This window comes from Streptomyces sp. NPDC041200 (genome assembly GCF_055591805.1).
This window is the reverse complement of sequence record NZ_JBVIZF010000050.1, coordinates 1-20,054: the sequence shown is the minus strand read 5'-3', so window position 1 is coordinate 20,054 and position 20,054 is coordinate 1. Positions and strand designations below refer to the sequence as shown.

Genomic DNA, 20,054 nt, shown 5'->3' with positions numbered 1-20,054 from the left:
TCCTCAGGCACTACCCCCCAGGCCCGGGCGACGGGATTGAGCGCACCGGTCACTCCCGCCGGTCGCGTCCTGCTCGAGCGGCTCTCCGAGCACCTGCCGCGCATCCGGGCCACCGCGGCGGAGAACGACCGCGACGCCAGGTTCCCCACCGAGACTTTCGACGCGCTCCGCAAGGAAGGCCTGATGGGCGCGACGGTGCCCGCCGAGCTGGGCGGGCTGGGAGTGGACCGGCTGTTCGACGTGGGGGTCGCGCTCCAGTGGGTGGCGCAGGCCGACGCCTCGACAGCGCTGGCGCTGCATCTGCAGCTCAGCCGGGGGCTCACCCTCGGCTACGAGTGGCGGCACGGTGATGCGAACGCCCGTGCGCTGGCGGAGCGGCTGATGCGGATGATGGTCGCGGGCGACGCGGTCATGTGCTCCGGCATCAAGGACCACCATTCCGCGGTGACGACACTGGCGCCCGACGGGTCGGGCGGGTGGCTGCTGTCCGGCCGCAAGACGCTGGTGTCCATGGCGCCCATCGGCACACACTTCTTCATCAACGCGCGCACGGACGGGACCGACGAACCGCCGAGGCTGGTGTCTCCGGTCGTCAGGAGCGACACTCCCGGGTTCACCGTCCTGGACAACTGGGACGGTCTGGGGATGCGCGCGTCGGGCACGATGGACATCGTCTTCGACAACTGCCCCATACCGGCCGGGGACGTCATCGTGCGAGATGTCGTCGGGGCTCGCAACGACGCGGTCCTCGCCGGTCAGACGGTCAGCTCGGTCTCGATGCTGGGCTTGTACGTCGGCGTCGCACAGGCCGCCTACGACCTGGCAGTGGGGGCGCTCGCACGCCGGTCCGCCGCCCCGCAGGCCGCGGCGCGGACCCTGGTGGCGGAGCTGGACGCCCGTCTCTACATGTTGCGCTCCACCCTCGGCACCGCGTTGACCGTGATCGACGCGTTCAACGCCGATCTGTCGGGGGACCTCGACGAGCGCGGCAGGCAGATGATGCGGCACTTCCAGTGCGCCAAGCTGACGGTCAACCAGATGGCCCCGGCCATCGTCAACGACTGTCTGACCCTGGTCGGCGGCGCGTCGTTTACCGGGGCCCATCCGTTGTCGCGGCTCTACCGCGATGTCCGGGCGGGCGGGTTCATGCAGCCGTACGCCTACGTGGACGGTGTGGACTTCCTGAGCGCGCAGGCGCTGGGGATCGAGCGGGACAACAACTACATGAGCACCTGGGCGGCCCGCTCCACGGGCAACGGAAATTCAGCGGATCCATCGCGTTGTACGCCAATGTCACGGTGAGGGAAATGACGACTCGTGTATGGGATTACCTACCGGAGTACGAACAGGAAAGGGCGGACCTGTTAGAGGCCGTCGAGACGGTCTTCGAGTCCGGGCAGCTGATTCTCGGCAAGAGCGTGCAGGGCTTCGAGGCCGAGTACGCGGCCTATCACGGAGTGGGGCACTGCGTCGGTGTCGACAACGGGACCAACGCCGTCAAGCTGGGGCTGCAGGCGCTGGGCGTGGGTTCCGGCGACGAGGTGATAACGGTGTCGAACACCGCGGCTCCGACCGTGGTCGCGATCGACGGCACCGGGGCGAGGCCGGTCTTCGTGGACGTGCGCGAGGACGACTACCTGATGGACACCGGCCAGGTCGCGGACGCGATCACGCCGCGCACGAAGGCGCTGCTGCCGGTGCACCTGTACGGGCAATGTGTCGACATGGCTCCGTTGCGGCGGCTGGCCGAAGAGCACGGTCTGGCCGTCCTGGAGGACTGCGCTCAGGCGCATGGCGCACGGCAGCACGGCAAGGCGGCAGGCACGATGGGGGACGCGGCGGCGTTCTCGTTCTATCCGACGAAGGTGCTCGGGGCCTACGGCGACGCCGGCGCGGTCATCACCGACGACGCCGAGGTCGACCGCAGTCTGCGCCAGCTGCGCTATTACGGGATGGAGAAGGTCTACTACGTCGTCCGGTCCCCGGGGCACAACTCCCGTCTCGACGAGGTGCAGGCTGAGATTCTGCGCCGCAAGCTGCGCCGCCTGGATGCCTACATCGCGGGGCGGCGGAAGGTGGCACGCCGGTACGAGGAGGGCCTGGCGGACCTCGCCGGGCCCGGCGGGCTGACCCTTCCGTCGGTGACGGAGGGAAACGAGCACGTCTACTACGTGTATGTGGTGCGGCATCCTTGCCGCGACGAGATCATCGAGCGGCTCAAGCGGTACGACATCTCGCTGAACATCAGTTACCCGTGGCCGGTCCACACCATGAGCGGGTTCTCCGAACTCGGGTATGCCAAGGGGTCGCTGCCGGTCACCGAGCGGCTCGCGGGTGAGATCTTCTCGCTGCCCATGTACCCGTCGCTGCCACCGGACCGTCAGGACAAGACGATCGACGCGCTGCGCGAGGTCCTGGCCGAGCTGTGACGTCCCGGTGCCCGTCTCGCGGTCAGGAGTGCGGTCCCCCTCTCAGCAACCGCGACCAACAAGGAGTTCGATCATGACTGGTGTAACCGACGCGCCCATCCCGGGGGCCTGCCGGATCTGCGGCGGCGACGTCGAGGAGTTCCTCGATCTGGGCAGGCAGCCGCTGTCCGACCGGTTCCTGGAGCCGGGTGAGACCGACAGCGAGTTCTTCTACCGGCTCGCCGTCGGCCAGTGCCGCGCGTGCACGATGGTGCAGCTGACCCAGGAGGTGCCGCGGCACCTGATGTTCCACGACGACTACCCCTACTACTCGTCGGGCTCCTCGGTCATGCGTGAGCATTTCGCTGGGGTCGCCCAGAACTTCCTCGCCACCGAACTGACCGGGGCGGACCCCTTCATCGTGGAGATGGGCTGCAACGACGGGATCATGCTGGACACGATCCGGGAGGCGGGTGTCCGGCACCTGGGGTTCGAGCCCTCGACGGGTGTGGCCGAGGTGGCGCGCGCGAAGGGCGTGCAGGTGCGTACCGACTTCTTCGAAGAGGCGACGGCCCGTGAGGTGCGTGCCGCCGAGGGGCCGGCTGATGTCATCTACACCGCCAACACCATGTGCCACATCCCGTACCTGGATTCGGTCCTGAGGGGGGCGGACGCGCTGCTCGCCCCGGACGGCGTGTTCGTCTTCGAGGATCCCTACCTCGGTGACATCGTCGCCAAGACCTCGTTCGACCAGATCTACGACGAGCACTTCTATCTGTTCTCGGCCGGCTCGGTCCAGGCGATGGCCGAGCGGTTCGGCTTTGAGCTGGTGAACGTGGAGCGGCTGCCGGTCCACGGCGGCGAGGTCCGCTACACGCTCGCGCGGGCCGGTATGCGTACTCCGGCGGAGGCCGTCGCCCGGCTGCTCGCCGACGAGCGCGAGCAGAAGCTCACCGGCCTGGCAACGCTGCGGGCGTTCTCGGCGAACGTACAGAAGATCCGCGGGGATCTGGTGGCGCTGCTGGAGCGGCTGCGCGCCGAGGGACGCCGCGTGGTCGGCTACGGGGCGACCGCGAAGAGCGCGACGGTGACGAACTTCTGCGGTATCGGCCCCGAGCTGGTGTCGTTCGTGTGCGATACGACGCCGAGCAAGCAGGACCGGCTGACTCCGGGGCAGCACATTCCGGTCCGGCCCGCGGCCGAGTTCAGTGACCCGTATCCGGACTACGCGCTGCTTTTCGCCTGGAATCATGCTGAGGAAATCATGGCGAAGGAGCAGGAGTTCCAGCAGTCCGGCGGCCGGTGGATTCGGTACGTTCCGCAGGTCCATGTGACGTGAGTCAAGGGGCGATAAGTGCGTCCTCAGGCTTGCCTGGTCAGGGCCCGTGTACATGATTCTGGCAGGCGTTCTTCCGCCAGAGTTCTGCGTTTTCATGAGGGGGTTTCATGTACCTGGAAAATCTCCGGGAAGTCTGCCATACGACAGTGCATCAGTCGACTCGTCCCGGCGTGGGGCACCACGTCACGTTCACCGAGGAGTTGTACGACTCCAGCGGCAATCTGGTGTCCACTTCGGAGGGCATGGCGGTGGTGTTCGGGGACCCGGAGGACGGCAGTCTGATGCAGCTGATGACGGCCACCGAGAAGCTCGCGGATGGTGTCATCAGCTGGACCGGGACGGTCCGTCAGGAGGATCCGGCGGGCGGTGGGTTCGTGGTCAACCGGCTTCCCGCGATCGGCGTCAGCGGCCGGTATGCCGGAAAGACGGGGACGCGGACCTTCAAATTCGTGGAACGGCCTGACGCGAATACGACGATCGCCGAAGCCACCATTTATATGGAGGACTGAACCGCCCTGATTGAACGACCCGCAGGCGACCGGGCGAAAAGTCGGTCGCTCGATTTTCCGTGCCATTTTCAGAATTCCCGGTGTGCGAGGAAGGCTGTCAGGACGCCATGACTGATTTCACTGAGTCGGGGGGTGTGCGCCCGGTGTCGAACGACCTGATCGCCATCGTCGGGTTGTCCTGTCGGCTGCCCCAGGCGCCGGATCCGGCGGCGTTCTGGCGGCTGTTGCGCGATGGCCGGTCCGCCGTCACCGAGACCCCCGCCGACCGCTGGAGCGGCACGGCGCGGACGGCCGGGCTCCGGCACGGCGGGTTCCTCGACGACGTGGAGGGGTTCGACCCGGCGTTCTTCGGCATCTCCCCGCGCGAGGCCGCGAACATGGACCCGCAGCAGCGGCTGATGCTGGAGCTGGCGTGGGAGGCTCTGGAGGACGCGATGATCGTCCCCGCGAGCCTGGCGGGCGGCCGGACCGGGGTCTTCGTCGGGGCCATCGGCGACGACTACGCGTCCTTGCTGCAGCGGCGCGGTTCCGAGGCGAGCACCCAGTATTCGCTGACCGGGACCGGCCGGGGCATCATCGCCAACCGGATCTCGTACACGCTCGGGCTGCGCGGTCCGAGTCTCACCGTGGACACCGCGCAGTCGTCGGCGCTGGTGGCCGTGCACCTGGCCTGTGAGAGCATCTTGTCCGGCGAGTCGGCCATGGCGCTGGCCGGCGGCGTGAACCTGAATCTGGCGACCGGCGCCGCGCTGGCGACCGAGCGGTTCGGCGGGCTCTCCGCGGACGGGCGCTGCTACACCTTCGACGCCCGCGCGAACGGCTACGTCCGCGGTGAGGGCGGCGGGTTCGTCCTCCTCAAGCCGGCGTCCCGCGCCCTGGCCGACGGCGATCCCATCTACTGCGTGATCCGCGGGACCGGGATGAACAACGACGGCGCCACCGACGGCCTCACCGTGCCGAGCGCCGAGGCTCAGCGGGACGTGATCCGGCTGGCTCATGAGAGGGCGCGCCTGGAGCCGGGCGAGGTCCAGTACGTGGAACTGCACGGGACCGGCACCACGGTGGGCGATCCCATCGAGGCCGCGTCCGTCGGGGCCGCGGTCGGCGCGGGCCGTTCGGACGGGCCTGTGCACGTCGGCTCGGCCAAGACCAACGTCGGCCACCTCGAAGGGGCGGCCGGGATCGTGGGTCTCATCAAGACCGCGCTGTGCGTGAAGCACCGCGAGATCCCGGCGAGCCTGAACTACACGACGCCCAACCCGCGGATCGATCCCGACGCGCTCAACATCGAGGTGCGCACGGGGTTCGGCCCGTGGCCGAAGCCGGACGCGCCGCTGGTGGCGGGCGTCAACTCGTTCGGCATGGGCGGCACGAACTGCCACGTGGTGGTCTCCGACGTCCCGGCCGCCGTCTCGGGCGCGGCCGCGGTGGACACGGACCCGGTGTCGCAGGCGGCTCCCGCCGCCGTGCCGGTGGTGCCCTGGGTGCTCTTTGGAGCCGACGAGGCAGCGCTGCGCGCCCAGGCCGCCGCCCTGCGGGCCGGTGTGGAGGAGGGTACGGGCCTCGACCCGGTCGATGTCGGCTGGTCACTGCTCACCACCCGGTCGGTCTTTGACCACCGCGCGGTCGTCCTCGGTGACAGCCGCGAGCGCCTGCTGCGCGGGCTGTCCGCGGCGGAGGCGGGTGAGGACGCGGCCTTTGGCCTGGTCACCGGACGCGTCGGCGAGCCCGGCCGGACGGTGTTCGTCTTCCCCGGGCACGGCACCCAGTGGGCCGGTATGGGGCTGGACCTGCTGGAGACCTCCCCGGTCTTCGCCCAGCACCTGCGCGCGTGTGACGCCGCCCTGCGACCGCACACCGGCTGGTCGCTCCTGGACGTCCTGCGCGGCGAGCCCGGTGCCCCCGATCTCGATGGCGTTGACGTCGTACAAGCCGCCATCTTCGCCGTCACCGTCTGCCTGGCGCGGCTGTGGCAGCACCACGGCGTCACCCCCGACGCCGTCATCGGGCACTCCCAGGGCGAGATCGCCGCCGCGCACATCGCCGGAGCCCTCTGCCTCGATGACGCCGCCAAAATCATCACCCACCGCGGGCTCGTCGCGAGGACGATCGCCGGTACCGGTGGCATGGCCGCCGTCCCGCTCTCCCCCGAGCGGGTCGCCGACGATCTGACCGCCTACCCGGGCCTTTGCGTCGCCGGGATCAACTCGCCCCACGACACGGTGGTCTCCGGCGATCCGGACTCCGTGCGCCGCCTCCTCGGCCACTACCGGGAACAGGGCGTCAACGCCCGCCCGGTGCCGATCGGTTACGCCTCGCACTCGGCCCACATCGAGCCGCTGCGCGAGCAGTTCGTGGAGGCCCTCGCCGACATCACCCCCGGGGTGCCGCACATTCCCTTCCACTCCACCGCCCGCCCCGGCACCCGCCCCGCGTTCGACGCCGAGTACTGGTACGACAACCTCCGCAACCCCGTGCAGTTCCACGCCGCTGTCACCGGGCTGCTCGACACGGGGCACACGCGCTTCGTCGAGACCAGCCCTCACCCCGTTCTGACCACACCGCTCCGCCACGCCATCGACGCCGCCGGTAGTGACGCGGCCGCGGTCGGCACCCTGCGGCGGGACAAGGCGGCCTGGCCGGCCTTCGTCCACTCGATGGGCCGGCTGTACGTCCATGGCGGGGAAGTGGACTGGGCCTCGCTTTTCGCGGGCCGTCAGCCGCGCCGGGTGCCGCTGCCGACGTACCGCTTCCAGCGCGGTCGCCACTGGCTCGCGTCCGGGCCCGGGCCGTACGGCGCTCCCGTACCCGATCGCCCGGCGGCGGAACCTGTGCCGCGGTCGGCGGCGGATGGGCTGGCCGCGTTGCCGGGGCCGGAGCTCAAGCGGACCCTGCTGGCTCTGGTGCGCCGCCGAGCTGCCGTCGTTCTCGAGCACGAGGACGTCGCGGGCATCGACATGGCGCGGTCGTTCCGGCAGCTCGGCTTCGATTCGCTGCTCGCGGTGGAGCTGAGAGACAGGCTGGCGGCCTCGACCGGTCTCGATCTGCCGGCTTCCCTGCTGTTCGACCACCCCACACCGGCCATCCTCGCCGAGCACCTGTACGTCCGGCTCACCGCGGCCGCCGACGCGCCACCCGACCTGGTGGCGCCGGCGAGCGACGGTGGCGCGGGCGACCCCATCGCCATCGTGGGCATGGCATGCCGTTTCCCGGGGGGTGTGCGGTCTCCTGAGCAGTTGTGGCAGCTGGTGGAAACCGGGACGGACGCGATCTCCGATTTCCCCGGCAACCGGGGGTGGGACCTGAACGCCCTGTTCGGCCCGGGCTCGGGGGCCTCGGGTACCTCGTCGGTGCGACGCGGCGGATTCATGAGGGACGCCGACTTGTTCGATGCGGCGTTCTTCGGCATCAGCCCGCGTGAGGCGCTGGCGATGGACCCGCAGCAGCGGCTGCTGCTCGAGGTGTCCTGGGAGGCGCTGGAGCGCGCGGGCATCGCCCCGTCGTCGCTGCGCGGCGGCCGGACGGGTGTGTTCGTCGGGGCGATGTCGCAGGAGTACGGGCCGCGCCTGACCGAGGGGGGCGGTGAGGTTGACGGTTTCCTGCTCACCGGTACGACCGCCAGCGTGGCCTCCGGCCGGATCGCCTACACGCTCGGGCTGCAGGGCCCGGCGTTCACCGTGGACACCGCCTGTTCGTCGTCGCTGGTGGCGTTGCATCTCGCTGTGCAGGCGCTGCGCGGCGGGGAGTGCCCGCTCGCTGTGGCGGGCGGCGTGAATGTGATGGCCTCGCCCGGCATCTTCGTCGAGTTCAGCCGTCAGCAGGGGCTCTCCCCGGACGGCAGGTGCAAGGCGTTCGCGGATACGGCGGACGGCACCGGCTGGTCAGAGGGTGCCGGGATGGTCGTGCTGGAGAGGCTCTCGGACGCGCGGCGCAACGGCCACCGGGTGCTCGCTTTGATCCGGGGGTCCGCGATCAACTCCGACGGGGCCAGCAACGGGCTGACCGCGCCCAACGGGCCGTCCCAGGTACGGGTGATCCGGCAGGCGCTGGCCAGCAGCGGTCTGGAGTCCTCAGATGTGGACGTGGTCGAGGCGCACGGCACCGGCACCCGCCTCGGGGACCCGATCGAGGCGCAGGCCATCATCGAGGCCTACGGTCAGAACCGTCCTCAGGACGCGCCTGTGTGGCTGGGCTCTTTGAAGTCGAACATCGGCCACGCGCAGGCCGCGGCCGGAGTCGGCGGCCTGATCAAGATGGTGATGGCGCTGCGTCACCGGAGGCTGCCGCGCACGCTGCACGTGGATGCCCCGACCCGGCAGGTCGACTGGTCGGCGGGTGCGGTCCAGTTGCTGACCGAGGGCCGGCCCTGGCCTGAGACGGCGGTGCGGCGGGCAGCGGTGTCGTCGTTCGGTATCAGTGGCACCAACGCGCACATGGTGCTCGAGCAGGCCCCGGAGGAAGAGGCGGTGGACGCGGGGGGCGGTGAGGTGACCGTCCCGTGGCTGCTGTCGGCTCCGAACAGTCAGGGGCTGCGGGATCAGGCGGACCAGCTGCTGCGGTTCATCGACAACGAGCAGGGCACCGCTGTGGCCGACATCGGCCGCGCGCTGTCGACCACCCGCGCGGTGTTCGCCCGTCGCGCGGTCGTCGCCGGCGCGGACCGGGCCGCGTTCCGCTCCGGCCTGGCCGCGCTCGCGAGCGGCGAGGCCGCGCCGGGTGTCACGCTCGGCGTGGCGCGGGACCGGGGGAAGATCGTGTTTGTTTTCCCGGGGCAGGGCTCGCAGTGGGCGGGCATGGCCACCGGGCTGATGGAGACCTCGCGGGTGTTCCGGGACGAGGTGCTCGCCTGCGCGGACGCGCTCCAGCCGCATCTGGACTGGTCCGTGCGCGATGCTCTGTGCGGGGGTGCTGGAGCTCCTGGGCTGGATCGGTCCGATGTGGTGCAGTGCACGACGTTCGCCGTGGTGGCGGGCCTGGCGGCGCAGTGGCGTGCGATGGGTGTGGAGCCTGACGCGGTGATGGGCCACTCGCAGGGGGAGATCGCTGCCGCCTACGTGTCGGGTGCTCTCACGCTTGCGGACGCTGCTCGCGTGGTGGCGCTGCGCAGCACGGCGCTGTTGTCACTGGCGGACACCGGCGGCATGGTGACGGTGTCCGGCTCCCCGGACACGGTGAGGGAGCTGATCGGCCGTTGGGCGGGGAAGCTGTGGGTCTCCGCGGTGAACGGTCCGTCCTCGAGCGTGGTCGGTGGTGATGTGGACGCGCTGGACGAACTGCTGGCGCGCTGCGAGGCCGAGGGCCTGTGGGCCCGCCGGGTGCCGGTGAACTATGCCTCTCATTGCCCGCATATGGCGGTACTGGAGGACGAGCTGACGCAGAAGCTCGCGTCGATCACGCCGGGTGAGCCGCGGCTGGAGTTTTGGTCCACGGTCGAGGGTGTCCGGCAGGGGTCCTTCCGTGTCGATGGGGAGTACTGGTATCAGAACCTGCGGCGTCAGGTGGCGTTCGGGCCGGCTGTCGGTGAGCTGGCGGCCTCGGGGTTCGGCACGTTCATCGAGGTCAGCCCGCACCCGGTGCTGACCGCGGCGATCGAGCAGACGCTGGAGGCGGCTGGTGCCGAGCATGCCGTCGTGGTCGAGTCGCTGCGGCGGGACGATGGTGGTCCCGCCCGGTTCGCGCATTCCCTCGGCCTCGCCCACGTGCACGGGATCGACGTGGAGTGGAGCGCCGTCTTCGACGGTCGGCCGGCACGTCATGTGGATCTGCCCACCTACCCGTTCCAGCGGCAGCGGTACTGGATCGAGCCGAGTGCCGGTGGCGGGAGTGCGATCGGGCATTCTTTCCTGCGCACGGTGACGGAACTCGCCGACGGTGAGGGGCACTTGTTCACCGGCAAGGTGTCGCGTGCGGCGCGTCCGTGGCTGGCCGACCACTGTGTCGGGGGTGTTGTGCTCCTGCCGGGTACCGCGTTCTTGGACATGGTCGCGCGGGCCGGGGACGAACTGGGCTGCGGCTCGGTGGACGAGCTGACGTTCGAGATCCCGCTGCCGGTGCCCGAGGATCAGGATGTCGAGATCCAAGTTGTCGTGGGCGCCGCTGACGCGTCGGGGCGCAGGCAGGTCAGGCTGTTCTCCCGGGTCGGCGAGGGTGAGTGGACGCGCCACGCCGTCGGTTTTGTCTCGGCTGGCACGCCGGGTGCCGGGGCCGTGCCCATGTCCGGGGTGTGGCCTGCGCACGGCGCGGAACAGCTCGATGTGGCCGGCTTGTATGACGGTCTTCACGAGCACGGCTACGAGTACGGGCCGGCGTTGCGGAACGTCCAGGCCGCCTGGCGGCTGGAGGACACGTTGTTCGCCGAGGTCGCGTTTCCTGCGGAGCTGCGGGCCGAGAGGAGCCGAAGTGGCGTTCACCCGGCGCTGCTCGACGCCGCGCTGCATCCGCTGGCGGCGATCGGGCTGCTTGGCAAGGACGAGGGCGGGGTGCTCCTGCCGTTCTCCTGGACTGGCTTTGTCGCGGTGCCGAGCGGCGCGGAGACGGTGCGGGTGCGGCTGGCTCCGGCCGGAGAGGGCGCCGTGGAGGTCGTTGTCACCGACGGCGCGGATTCCTCGTTCGTGGCGTCGGGTGTCCTCGCGCTGCGGTCGACGGCTGTCGACCGGCTCGGCGCGGTCGGTAACGTCCGAAACCTCTACGGCGTCGTGTGGGAGCCGCTGCCGGCCGGTTTCGCGGAGGCCGCCCGGTGGGCGGTGCTCGGCGACGCGGCTGGGGTCAGCGGCCTGAGTGCCGACGCGTATCCCGATCTGGCCACGCTGCGGGAGGCGGTCGCGAACGGCGCTCCCGTGCCCGGGTTCGTCCTCACCGCTCCTGTGGCCGCCGCGGAGAGTCTCGCTCCTGACGCGGCGGCGCACTCGATCGCCGGCCGGACGCTCGCTGTGGTTCAGGAGTGGCTCGCCGAGGAGCTTTTTGACACGGCACGTCTGGTCATCGTCACGCGGGGCGCGATGGCGGTCGATCCCGTCCGTGACGTCCCCTCTCCTGGGGACGCGACGGTGTGGGGGCTTGTCCGGACGGTGCAGTCCGAGCATCCGGGGCGGTTCGTCCTGCTCGACCTGGACGACGAGGAGGCTTCCGAGCGGGCAGTGGCAGCGGTCGTCCCGGGCGGTGAGCCCCAGCTGGCCATCCGCGCGGGAGTGGCGCTCATACCCCGGCTGGCTCCGGTGTCCCGGGTGGAGCCGGACTCGGGGGTGGCGACGTTCGAGGGCACCGTACTGATCACCGGCGGTACCGGCCGTCTCGGCGGTCTGGTCGCCCGTCATCTGGTGGCCGCGCACGGGGCGCGGCAGCTGTTGCTGGTCAGCCGCCGCGGTGAGGGCGCCGACGGAGCCGCCGAACTCGCGGCCGACTTGCGTGCCTTGGGCGCGCAGGTCGCGTTCGCCGCCGTCGACGCGGCCGACCGGGCTGCGCTGGCCGAGGTGATCGCCGCTGTCCCGGCTGACCGTCCGCTGTGTGCCGTCGTGCACTTGGCGGGGGTCCTCGATGACGGGACGGTCGCCGCGCTCAGCCCGGAGCGGGTCGGTGCGGTGCTGCGGCCGAAGGCGGACGCGGCCTGGAACCTGCACGATCTCACCCGCGATCTTCCGCTCATCGCGTTCGTCCTGTTCTCCTCCGCGATCGCCACGGTCGGCGGCCCGGGGCAGGCCGGCTACGCGGCGGCCAACGCGTTCCTGGACGCTCTGGCCGAGCACCGCCGTGCGGCGGGGCTTTGTGGCGTCTCGCTCGCCTGGGGCCTGTGGGCTGAGGCTAGCGGTATGACCGGGCATCTCACCGAGTCCGACCGGGCGCGGTTGCGGCGTGGCGGCATCGCCGCGATGGACACCGACGAAGCGCTCGCGCTGTTCGACATCGCGCTGGCCGCCGACCGGCCCACTCTGGTGCCGGCCAGGCTCGACCTGGCCGCGCTGCGGGCGGAGAACGGCGAGGTCCCCGCCGTTTTCCGGCGGCTGCTGCCCCGTAGGGGCGGGGCGGCCGCGCGGGCCTCGGTCAGGGGAGCCGCCGCGCTGACCCGGCGGCTGGCCACGTTGTCCGAGGCGGAACGGGACGCGGCGCTCCTGGAGCTCGTCCGCGCCGAGGCGGCCGGCGTGCTCGGCCTCGGTGGGCCCGGCCTGCTCGATGGGGACCGGGCGTTCCGGGAGCAGGGTCTGGATTCCCTCACCACGGTCGAGTTGCGCAACAGGCTCGGCGCGGCGACCGGGCTCCGGTTGCCGACGACGGTCGTGTTCGAGTATCCGACGGCGGTCGCGCTGGCCCGGTACCTCGGCGAGAAGATCACCGGTGCGGGTGGTGCGGAGCAGGTTGCCGCGGTCGGCGTGCGGGACAACGATCCGGTGGTGATCGTGGGGATGGCGTGCCGCTATCCCGGTGGTGTGCGCTGTCCTGAAGATCTGTGGCGGCTGGTGGCCGAGGGTGCTGACGCGATCGGGGAGTTTCCCACCGACCGTGGCTGGGATCTTGACGCGCTCTACGATCCGGATCCCGCCCACCCGGGCACCACGTACACGCGCCATGGTGGGTTCCTGCATGATGCCGCTGACTTCGATCCCGAGTTCTTCGGGATCAGCCCGCGTGAGGCGCTGGCTACTGATCCCCAGCAGCGTCTCCTGCTGGAAACCGCCTGGGAGGCTTTCGAGAACGCCGGGATCAGTCCCGCCGCGCTCCGTGGCAGCCGCACTGGTGTCTTCACCGGGGTCATGTACGACGACTACGGCAATCGGCTCATGCAAGCCTCTCCTGATGGCTTCGAGGGGTTTTTGCTTGCGGGAACGCAGACGAGCGTGGCGTCGGGTCGGGTGTCGTACGTGTTCGATCTGGCCGGGCCCGCTCTGACGGTGGACACGGCGTGCTCGTCGTCGCTGGTGGCTCTGCACTTGGCCGTGCAGGCGCTGCGCGGTGGTGAATGCGATCTGGCTCTGGCCGGTGGGGTGACCGTCATGGCGACTCCCGCGGCCTTCATCGAGTTCAGCCGTCAGCGGGGGCTGGCTCCTGACGGGCGTTCCAAGTCGTTCTCCGCTGACGCTGACGGGGCCGCCTGGAGTGAGGGTGTCGGCCTGCTTTTGGTTGAGCGCCTCTCCGACGCGCAGCGCAACGGGCACCGTGTCCTGGCTGTGGTGCGCGGGTCCGCCGTCAATCAGGACGGCGCGTCCAATGGGCTGACCGCGCCGAGCGGTCCGGCGCAGCGCCGTGTGATTCGTGAGGCGCTGGCCGGTGGGGGGCTGTCGGCGTCGGAGGTCGATGTGGTGGAAGCGCACGGCACCGGCACCACTTTGGGTGACCCCATCGAAGCCGAGGCGATCCTCGCCACGTATGGGCAGGACCGCCAAACCCCGCTGTGGCTCGGCTCGGTCAAGTCCAACATCGGGCACGCGCAGGCCGCCGCGGGTGTGGCCGGAATCATCAAGATGGTCCAGGCGATCCATCACGGGGTGCTCCCCCGTACCCTGCACGCCGACGAGCCCACTCCGCACGCCGACTGGGCCAGCGGAAACGTCCAGCTCCTCACCGAGAGCCGCGACTGGCCGCAGGCCGGCCGGCCCCGGCGTGCCGGTATCTCCTCCTTCGGTATCAGCGGGACCAACGCTCACGTCATCATCGAGCAGGCCCCGAAGACCGTGCCGGCTGGGGAGGATGAGCCCAGCGGTCCTGTCGCCTGGCTGTTGTCCGCCAAGAGCGGACCCGCCCTGCGTGAGCAGGCCGGACGTCTGCTGTGCCACATCGAGGCGAACCCGGGCCTGAGTCTCGCGGCTGTCGCCCGCACTTTGATGACGCGTGCCGCGTTCTCTCATCGGGCGGGCGTTGTCGGCGGCGGAGTGGACGAGCTTTGCTCCGGTCTGGCCGCGCTGCGCAGCGGTGCTCCAGCCGCGAACGTGGTGGAGGGCGTGGAGGTCTTTGGCAAGACCGTGTTCTCCTTCCCCGGGCATGGCGCGCAGTGGCCGGGTATGGGCCTGGGTCTGATGGAGACTTCGCCGGTCTTCGCCGAGTATCTGCGTGCCTGCGATGACGCCCTGCGTCCGCACACCGGCTGGTCGGTGCTGTCGGTGCTGCGGGGCGAGCCGGACGCGCCTGAGCTGGACCGGGTCGAGGTGATCCAGCCCGCGCTGTTCGCGCTCACGGTCTCGCTGGCGCGGGTGTGGCAGGCGCATGGCGTCCAGCCGGACGCGGTCGTCGGCCATTCTCAGGGCGAGATCGCCGCGGCGCATATCGCGGGCGCGTTGACGCTTAGGGACGCGGCGATGGTCGTCGCGCTGCGCGGCCAGGTCGCCGCCGCCATCGCGGACACCGGAGGCATGGTGTCCGTTCCGCTGCCCGTCGAGCGGGTTACCGCCGATCTGGCGTCCTACGGCGGCGCGTTGTCGGTCGCGGGCGTCAACTCGCCGCGCGCCACGGTGGTGTCCGGTGATCTGAGCGCCGTCGGCCGGCTGATCGCGGCGTATCAGGACGAGGGGGTCGATGCCAGGGCCGTTCCGATCGGATACGCCTCGCACTCGCCGCACATCGAACCGCTCCGCGATCGCATGCTCCGCGCGCTCGCCGGCATCGAGCCCCGGGAGCCGGTCATCCCGGTGTACACCACGGCGCGGGAGGCTGGTGACGGCGTCCGCTTCGACGCGGAGTACTGGTATGACAACCTGCGCAACCCGGTGCGGTTCCAGCGTGCGGTCACCAGGCTGCTGGAGAGCGGGCACACCCGGTTCATCGAGGCGAGTCCCCATCCGGTGCTGACCGCTTCGATCGAGCACACCGCCGAGGAGCTGGGCGCGCCGGCGGTGGCGGTCGGCACGCTGCGCCGTCGGCGGGGTGACCAGAGCCAGCTGCTCACCTCGCTGGCCCGCGCCCACGCGCACGGCATCGATGTGGACTGGGCGTCCGTGCTCTCCGGGGGCCGGCTGCTCGCGCTGCCGACGTATCCGTTCCAGCACGGGCACTACTGGCTGCACCCGGCTGTGAGCCCGGGGCAGTCCGGGACGGCGACCGGGCACGCGCTGGTCGGCTCCGCGACCGAACTGCCCGACGAGCAAGGGCACATCCTCACCGGCCTGGTCTCCACCGCCACACACTCCTGGCTGGCGGATCACAGCATCCTCGGCACAACGCTGCTGCCTGGCGCCGCGTTCCTGGACCTGGCCCTCCGCGCGGCGGTCGAGGCCGGCGGGGACCGGGTCGATGATCTCGTGCTGGAAAATCCTTTGGTCCTCCAGGATGAGGTGCCCGTTCAGATCCACGTCAGCGTCTCCTTTGCCGAGGGCGGCGAACAGCGCGAGGTCGTGATCCACTCGCGCCCCGCGGGCCGGTCCGAAGCGCCGTGGGCCCGGCATGCCAGCGGCACGATCGCCGAGGCCGTCGCCGGGGGCTGGGATGGTGCGGCGGCTGCCTGGCCGCCGCCTGGAGGGGAGCCCGTCGACCTGGGCGGCGCCTACGGCCGGCTCAGCGCCGGCGGATACGAGTACGGGCCGGTCTTCCAAGGGCTGCGGGCAGCGTGGCGGGTCGGCGACGAGGTCTTCGCCGAGATCGCCCTGCCGGAGGACGAGCACGCCTCGTTCGAGCGTTTCTGCGTGCATCCGGCGCTGCTGGACTCCGCGCTGCACACCATCGTGCTCGGTCTGCTCGGCGAACGCGAGGGGACATGGCTGCCGTTCTCCTTCACCGGAGTGTCCCTGCATGCGACGGGTGCGAGCGGCCTGCGGATACGGCTGCGTCCGGTCGGCACGGACGAGATCGCCCTGGACATCGCCGACACGTCCGGCAGGCCTGTCGCCACCGTCGAGTCGATGGTGCTGCGGCCTGTCGACCCCGAGCGGTTGCGTGGCGACGCCCAGCGGGCCGGGCCGTTGTTCGAGCTGAGCTGGACGGCCCTGGACCTTGTTGCCGCGGAGCCGCCACCGGCCGCCGTCTGGGGGGCCGGCTCCCTGGGCCTGGCCGGACGGCTCGGGGAGGCCACGGTGTGGGGCGACGGCATCCCCGCCGAAGGGCCGATACCGGAGGTGGTCTTCGCCGAGTGCCGCACGCCTGACGGCAGCACCGGTGCTCAGGCGGCGCACGTCCTGGCCGAACGGGCGCTGGAGCTGACGCGGCAGTGGCTCGCCGAGGAGCGGACGGCCGTGTCCCGCCTGGTCATCGTGACCCGGGGTGCGGTCGTCACCGGGCCGGGCGACGTGCTCACGGACCCGGCAGGGGCCGCCGCATGGGGTCTGGTCCGGTCGGCGCAGCTGGAACACCCGGGCCGTTTCGTCCTGTTGGATCTCGACGGCGATGACGCCTCGGTTCGGGCGGCCGGTGCGGCGGCCGCGAGCGGCGAACCTCAGCTGGCGATCCGTGACGGCCAATGCCATGTGCCCCGGCTCGCCAGGGCGTCGGCGGCCGCCGGTGACGTCCCGTTCGACCCGGATGGCAGCGTCCTCATCACCGGAGGCACCGGAACGGTCGGCGCGCGCGTCGCCCGTCATCTGGTGGCCCGGCACGGCGCGTCCCATGTGGTTCTGCTCGGCCGCCGGGGCCAGGGGGCGCCCGGGGCCGAGGAACTGCGCGCCGAGTTGACCGCGCTGGGCGCCGAGGTCGTCATCGCCGCCTGCGATGTCGCCGACCGCGACGACCTCGCCCGCGTCCTGACCGCCCTGCCGGCGGACCGTCCGCTCTCGGCCGTCGTGCACGCTGCCGGGGTCCTGGACGACACGATGCTGACCGACCTGATGCCGCACCAGCTGCACACGGTGCTGCGGCCCAAGGTGGACGCGGCCTGGCATCTGCACGACCTCACCCGCGACCTGCCGCTGTCAGCGTTCGTCGTCTTCTCCTCCGCCGCCGGGGTGCTCGGGGCGGCGGGCCAGGCGAACTACGCGGCGGCCAACGCCTCCCTCGACGCGCTCGCCCACCACCGCCAGTCCCTCGGGCTGCCGGGCACATCGCTCGCCTGGGGGCTCTGGGCCGACGACAGCGACATGACCGGCTCCCTCACCCAGGCGCAGCGTGACCGTCTCCACCGCCAGGGGCTGCGGCCCATGGCCGCCGAGCAGGCGCTGGCCCTGTTCGACGCGGCGCTCGCCGCCGGTACGGCGCACGTCGTCACCGCCGACCTGGATCAGATCGCCCTCCACCACCGCGCTGCCGAGGGCGATCTGCCCGCGGTGCTCAGTGGCCTGGTCCGGCGGCGGCCCCGGCGCGCGGACGCGGGCGGCGGCGACCTGGCCGGGCGGCTGTCCGGTCTGTCCGACGCCGAGCAGGACGCACTGCTCGGCGGGCTCGTCCACGGTCACGTCACCGCCGTGCTCGGCCGCTCCACCGCTGTGGAGGGCGCCGCGGACCAGAACTTCAAGAACATCGGCTTCGACTCCCTCACCGCGATCGAGCTGCGCAACCGGTTGAACACCGCGACCGGACTACGGCTTCCGGCGACGCTGGTGTTCGACCACCCCACCGTCAACGCACTGGTGCGGTACCTCAAGGAGCAGGTGAGTGTGGGCGAGCCGTCGTCCTCGCCCGCCGCTGTCGCGATTCCCGTCCCGGCCTGCGAGCCGATCGTGATCGTGGGGATGGGCTGCCGTTATCCCGGCGGTGCGATCTCGCCGGAGGCGCTGTGGCGGCTGGTGGCCGAGGGCACCGACGCGATCGGGGAGTTCCCCACCGACCGCGGCTGGGATCTTGACGCCCTCTACGACCCGGATCCCGACCACCCCGGCACCACCTACACCCGGCACGGCGGATTCCTGTACGGGGTCGGGAACTTCGACGCCGAGTTCTTCGGGATCAGCCCGCGTGAGGCGCTGGCGATGGATCCGCAGCAGCGGTTGCTGCTGGAGACCAGCTGGGAGACGTTCGAGAACGCGGGCATCGACCCCGAGTCATTGCGCGGCAGCCGCACCGGCGTCTTCACCGGCGTCATGTACGACGACTACGCGTCCCGGCTCATGCACCTGGCGCCCGAAGGTTACGAGGGTCAGCTGGGAACCGGCAGCGCGGGAAGCGTCGCGTCAGGCCGCCTGTCCTACACGTTCGGGCTGGAGGGCCCGGCCGTCTCGGTGGATACGGCGTGCTCGTCGTCGCTGGTGGCCCTGCACCTGGCGATCCAGGCGCTGCGCAACGGCGAGTGCGACATGGCACTGGCCGGCGGCGTCACCGCCATGGCCACGCCTGGCACCTTTGTGGAGTTCAGCCGCCAGCGCGGGCTGGCCCCGGACGGCCGGTGCAAGCCGTTCGCGGGTGCGGCCGATGGCACGGGCTGGGGTGAGGGGGTCGGGCTGCTGCTGGTGGAGCGGCTCTCCGATGCCCGCCGCAACGGTCACCACGTCCTGGCCGTGGTCCGCGGATCCGCCATCAACCAGGACGGCGCGTCCAACGGCCTCACCGCTCCGAACGGTCCGTCTCAGCAGCGGGTGATTCTGCAGGCGCTGGCGAACGCGGGCCTGGCGCCCACCGACGTCGACGCTGTCGAAGCCCACGGCACCGGCACCACCCTCGGCGATCCCATCGAAGCCCAGGCCCTGATCACCGCCTACGGCCCCGACCGCACCGATCCTCTGTGGCTGGGCTCGGTCAAATCCAACATCGGCCACACCCAAGCCGCCGCGGGCGTCGCCGGGATCATCAAAATGGTCGAGGCCATCCGCCACGGCGTTCTTCCCAAAACCCTCCACGTCGACGAGCCCACCCCGCACGTCGACTGGACCAGCGGCAACGTCCAGCTCCTCACCGAAAACCGCGACTGGCCCCAGACCGACCGGCCCCGCCGTGCCGGAATCTCCTCCTTCGGCATCAGCGGAACCAACGCCCACATCATCATCGAACAAGCCCCCCACACAGCCCCCACCGCTCAGGACGAGCCCAGCACCCAGGGCGAGCCCAGCGCTCAGGGCGAGCCCGGTACTCCTGTCGCCTGGCTGCTGTCCGCGAAGACCGAACCCGCCCTGCGCGACCAGGCCCGGCAACTCCTCCACCACATCCAAACCCACCCCCACCTCACTCCCGCCGCTATCGCCCACACCCTCCGAAACCGCACCCACTTCCCCCACCGCGCGGGCATCATCACCACCACCCTCGAAGACGCCACCGAAGCCCTCCACGCACTCACCACCCAAACCCCCCACCCCCACCTCACCCAAGCCACCACCACCCCCGGCAAAACCGTCTTCGTCTTCCCCGGCCAAGGCACCCAATGGACCGGCATGGGCCTCGAACTCCTCGAAACCTCACCCGTCTTCGCCCAACACCTCACCGACTGCGACACCGCACTCAAACCCCACACCGGCTGGTCACTCCTCGCCGTCCTCCGCGGCGAACCCCACACCCCCGACCCCCACCGCGTCGACGTCCTCCAACCCACCCTCTTCAGCATCATGGTCGCCCTCGCCCGCCTCTGGCAGCACCACGGCATCCACCCCCACGCCGTCGTCGGCCACTCCCAAGGCGAAATCGCCGCCGCCCACATCGCCGGCGCCCTCACCCTCGCCGACGCCGCCAAAATCATCGCCCTCCGCAGCCAAGCCCTCCGCCACCTCACCGGCACCGGCACCATGGCCTCCATCCCCCTCCCCCACCACCAAATCCAACCCCACCTCCCCCCCAACACCGCCATCGCCGCCATCAACTCACCCCACAACACCATCATCTCCGGCGACACCCACACCATCACCCACCTCACCACCACCTACCAACAACAAAACATCGACGCCAAAACCATCCCCGTCGACTACGCCTCCCACTCACCCCACATCGAACCCCTCCACCACCACCTCACCACCACACTCCACGACATCA

General features: G+C 70.8%; 5 protein-coding genes. All 5 read left to right on the top strand.

Going from position 1 to position 20,054, the window contains the following annotated elements; all coding sequences use genetic code 11:
• The first annotated feature begins 36 nt into the window (after positions 1 to 36).
• Positions 37 to 1,302 (top strand): acyl-CoA dehydrogenase family protein, encoded by a 1,266-nt coding sequence (locus ACZ6CL_RS39525; RefSeq protein WP_468945572.1) that lies wholly within the window; start codon positions 37 to 39, stop codon positions 1,300 to 1,302.
• Between the two features lie 5 nt (positions 1,303 to 1,307).
• Positions 1,308 to 2,429, top strand: coding sequence for a DegT/DnrJ/EryC1/StrS family aminotransferase (locus tag ACZ6CL_RS39520; protein ID WP_468945571.1), 1,122 nt, complete (start codon positions 1,308 to 1,310; stop codon positions 2,427 to 2,429).
• A 73-nt stretch (positions 2,430 to 2,502) separates the two neighbouring features.
• Complete coding sequence (locus ACZ6CL_RS39515) at positions 2,503 to 3,747, top strand: methyltransferase domain-containing protein (RefSeq protein ID WP_468945569.1); 1,245 nt, start codon at positions 2,503 to 2,505, stop codon at positions 3,745 to 3,747.
• 107 nt (positions 3,748 to 3,854) lie between these two features.
• Complete coding sequence (locus ACZ6CL_RS39510; RefSeq protein ID WP_468945567.1) at positions 3,855 to 4,256, top strand: allene oxide cyclase barrel-like domain-containing protein; 402 nt, start codon at positions 3,855 to 3,857, stop codon at positions 4,254 to 4,256.
• Positions 4,257 to 4,363: 107 nt separating this feature from the next.
• The coding region (locus tag ACZ6CL_RS39505) for an SDR family NAD(P)-dependent oxidoreductase (RefSeq protein WP_468945565.1) at positions 4,364 to 20,054 on the top strand (15,691 nt) is incomplete at its 3' end.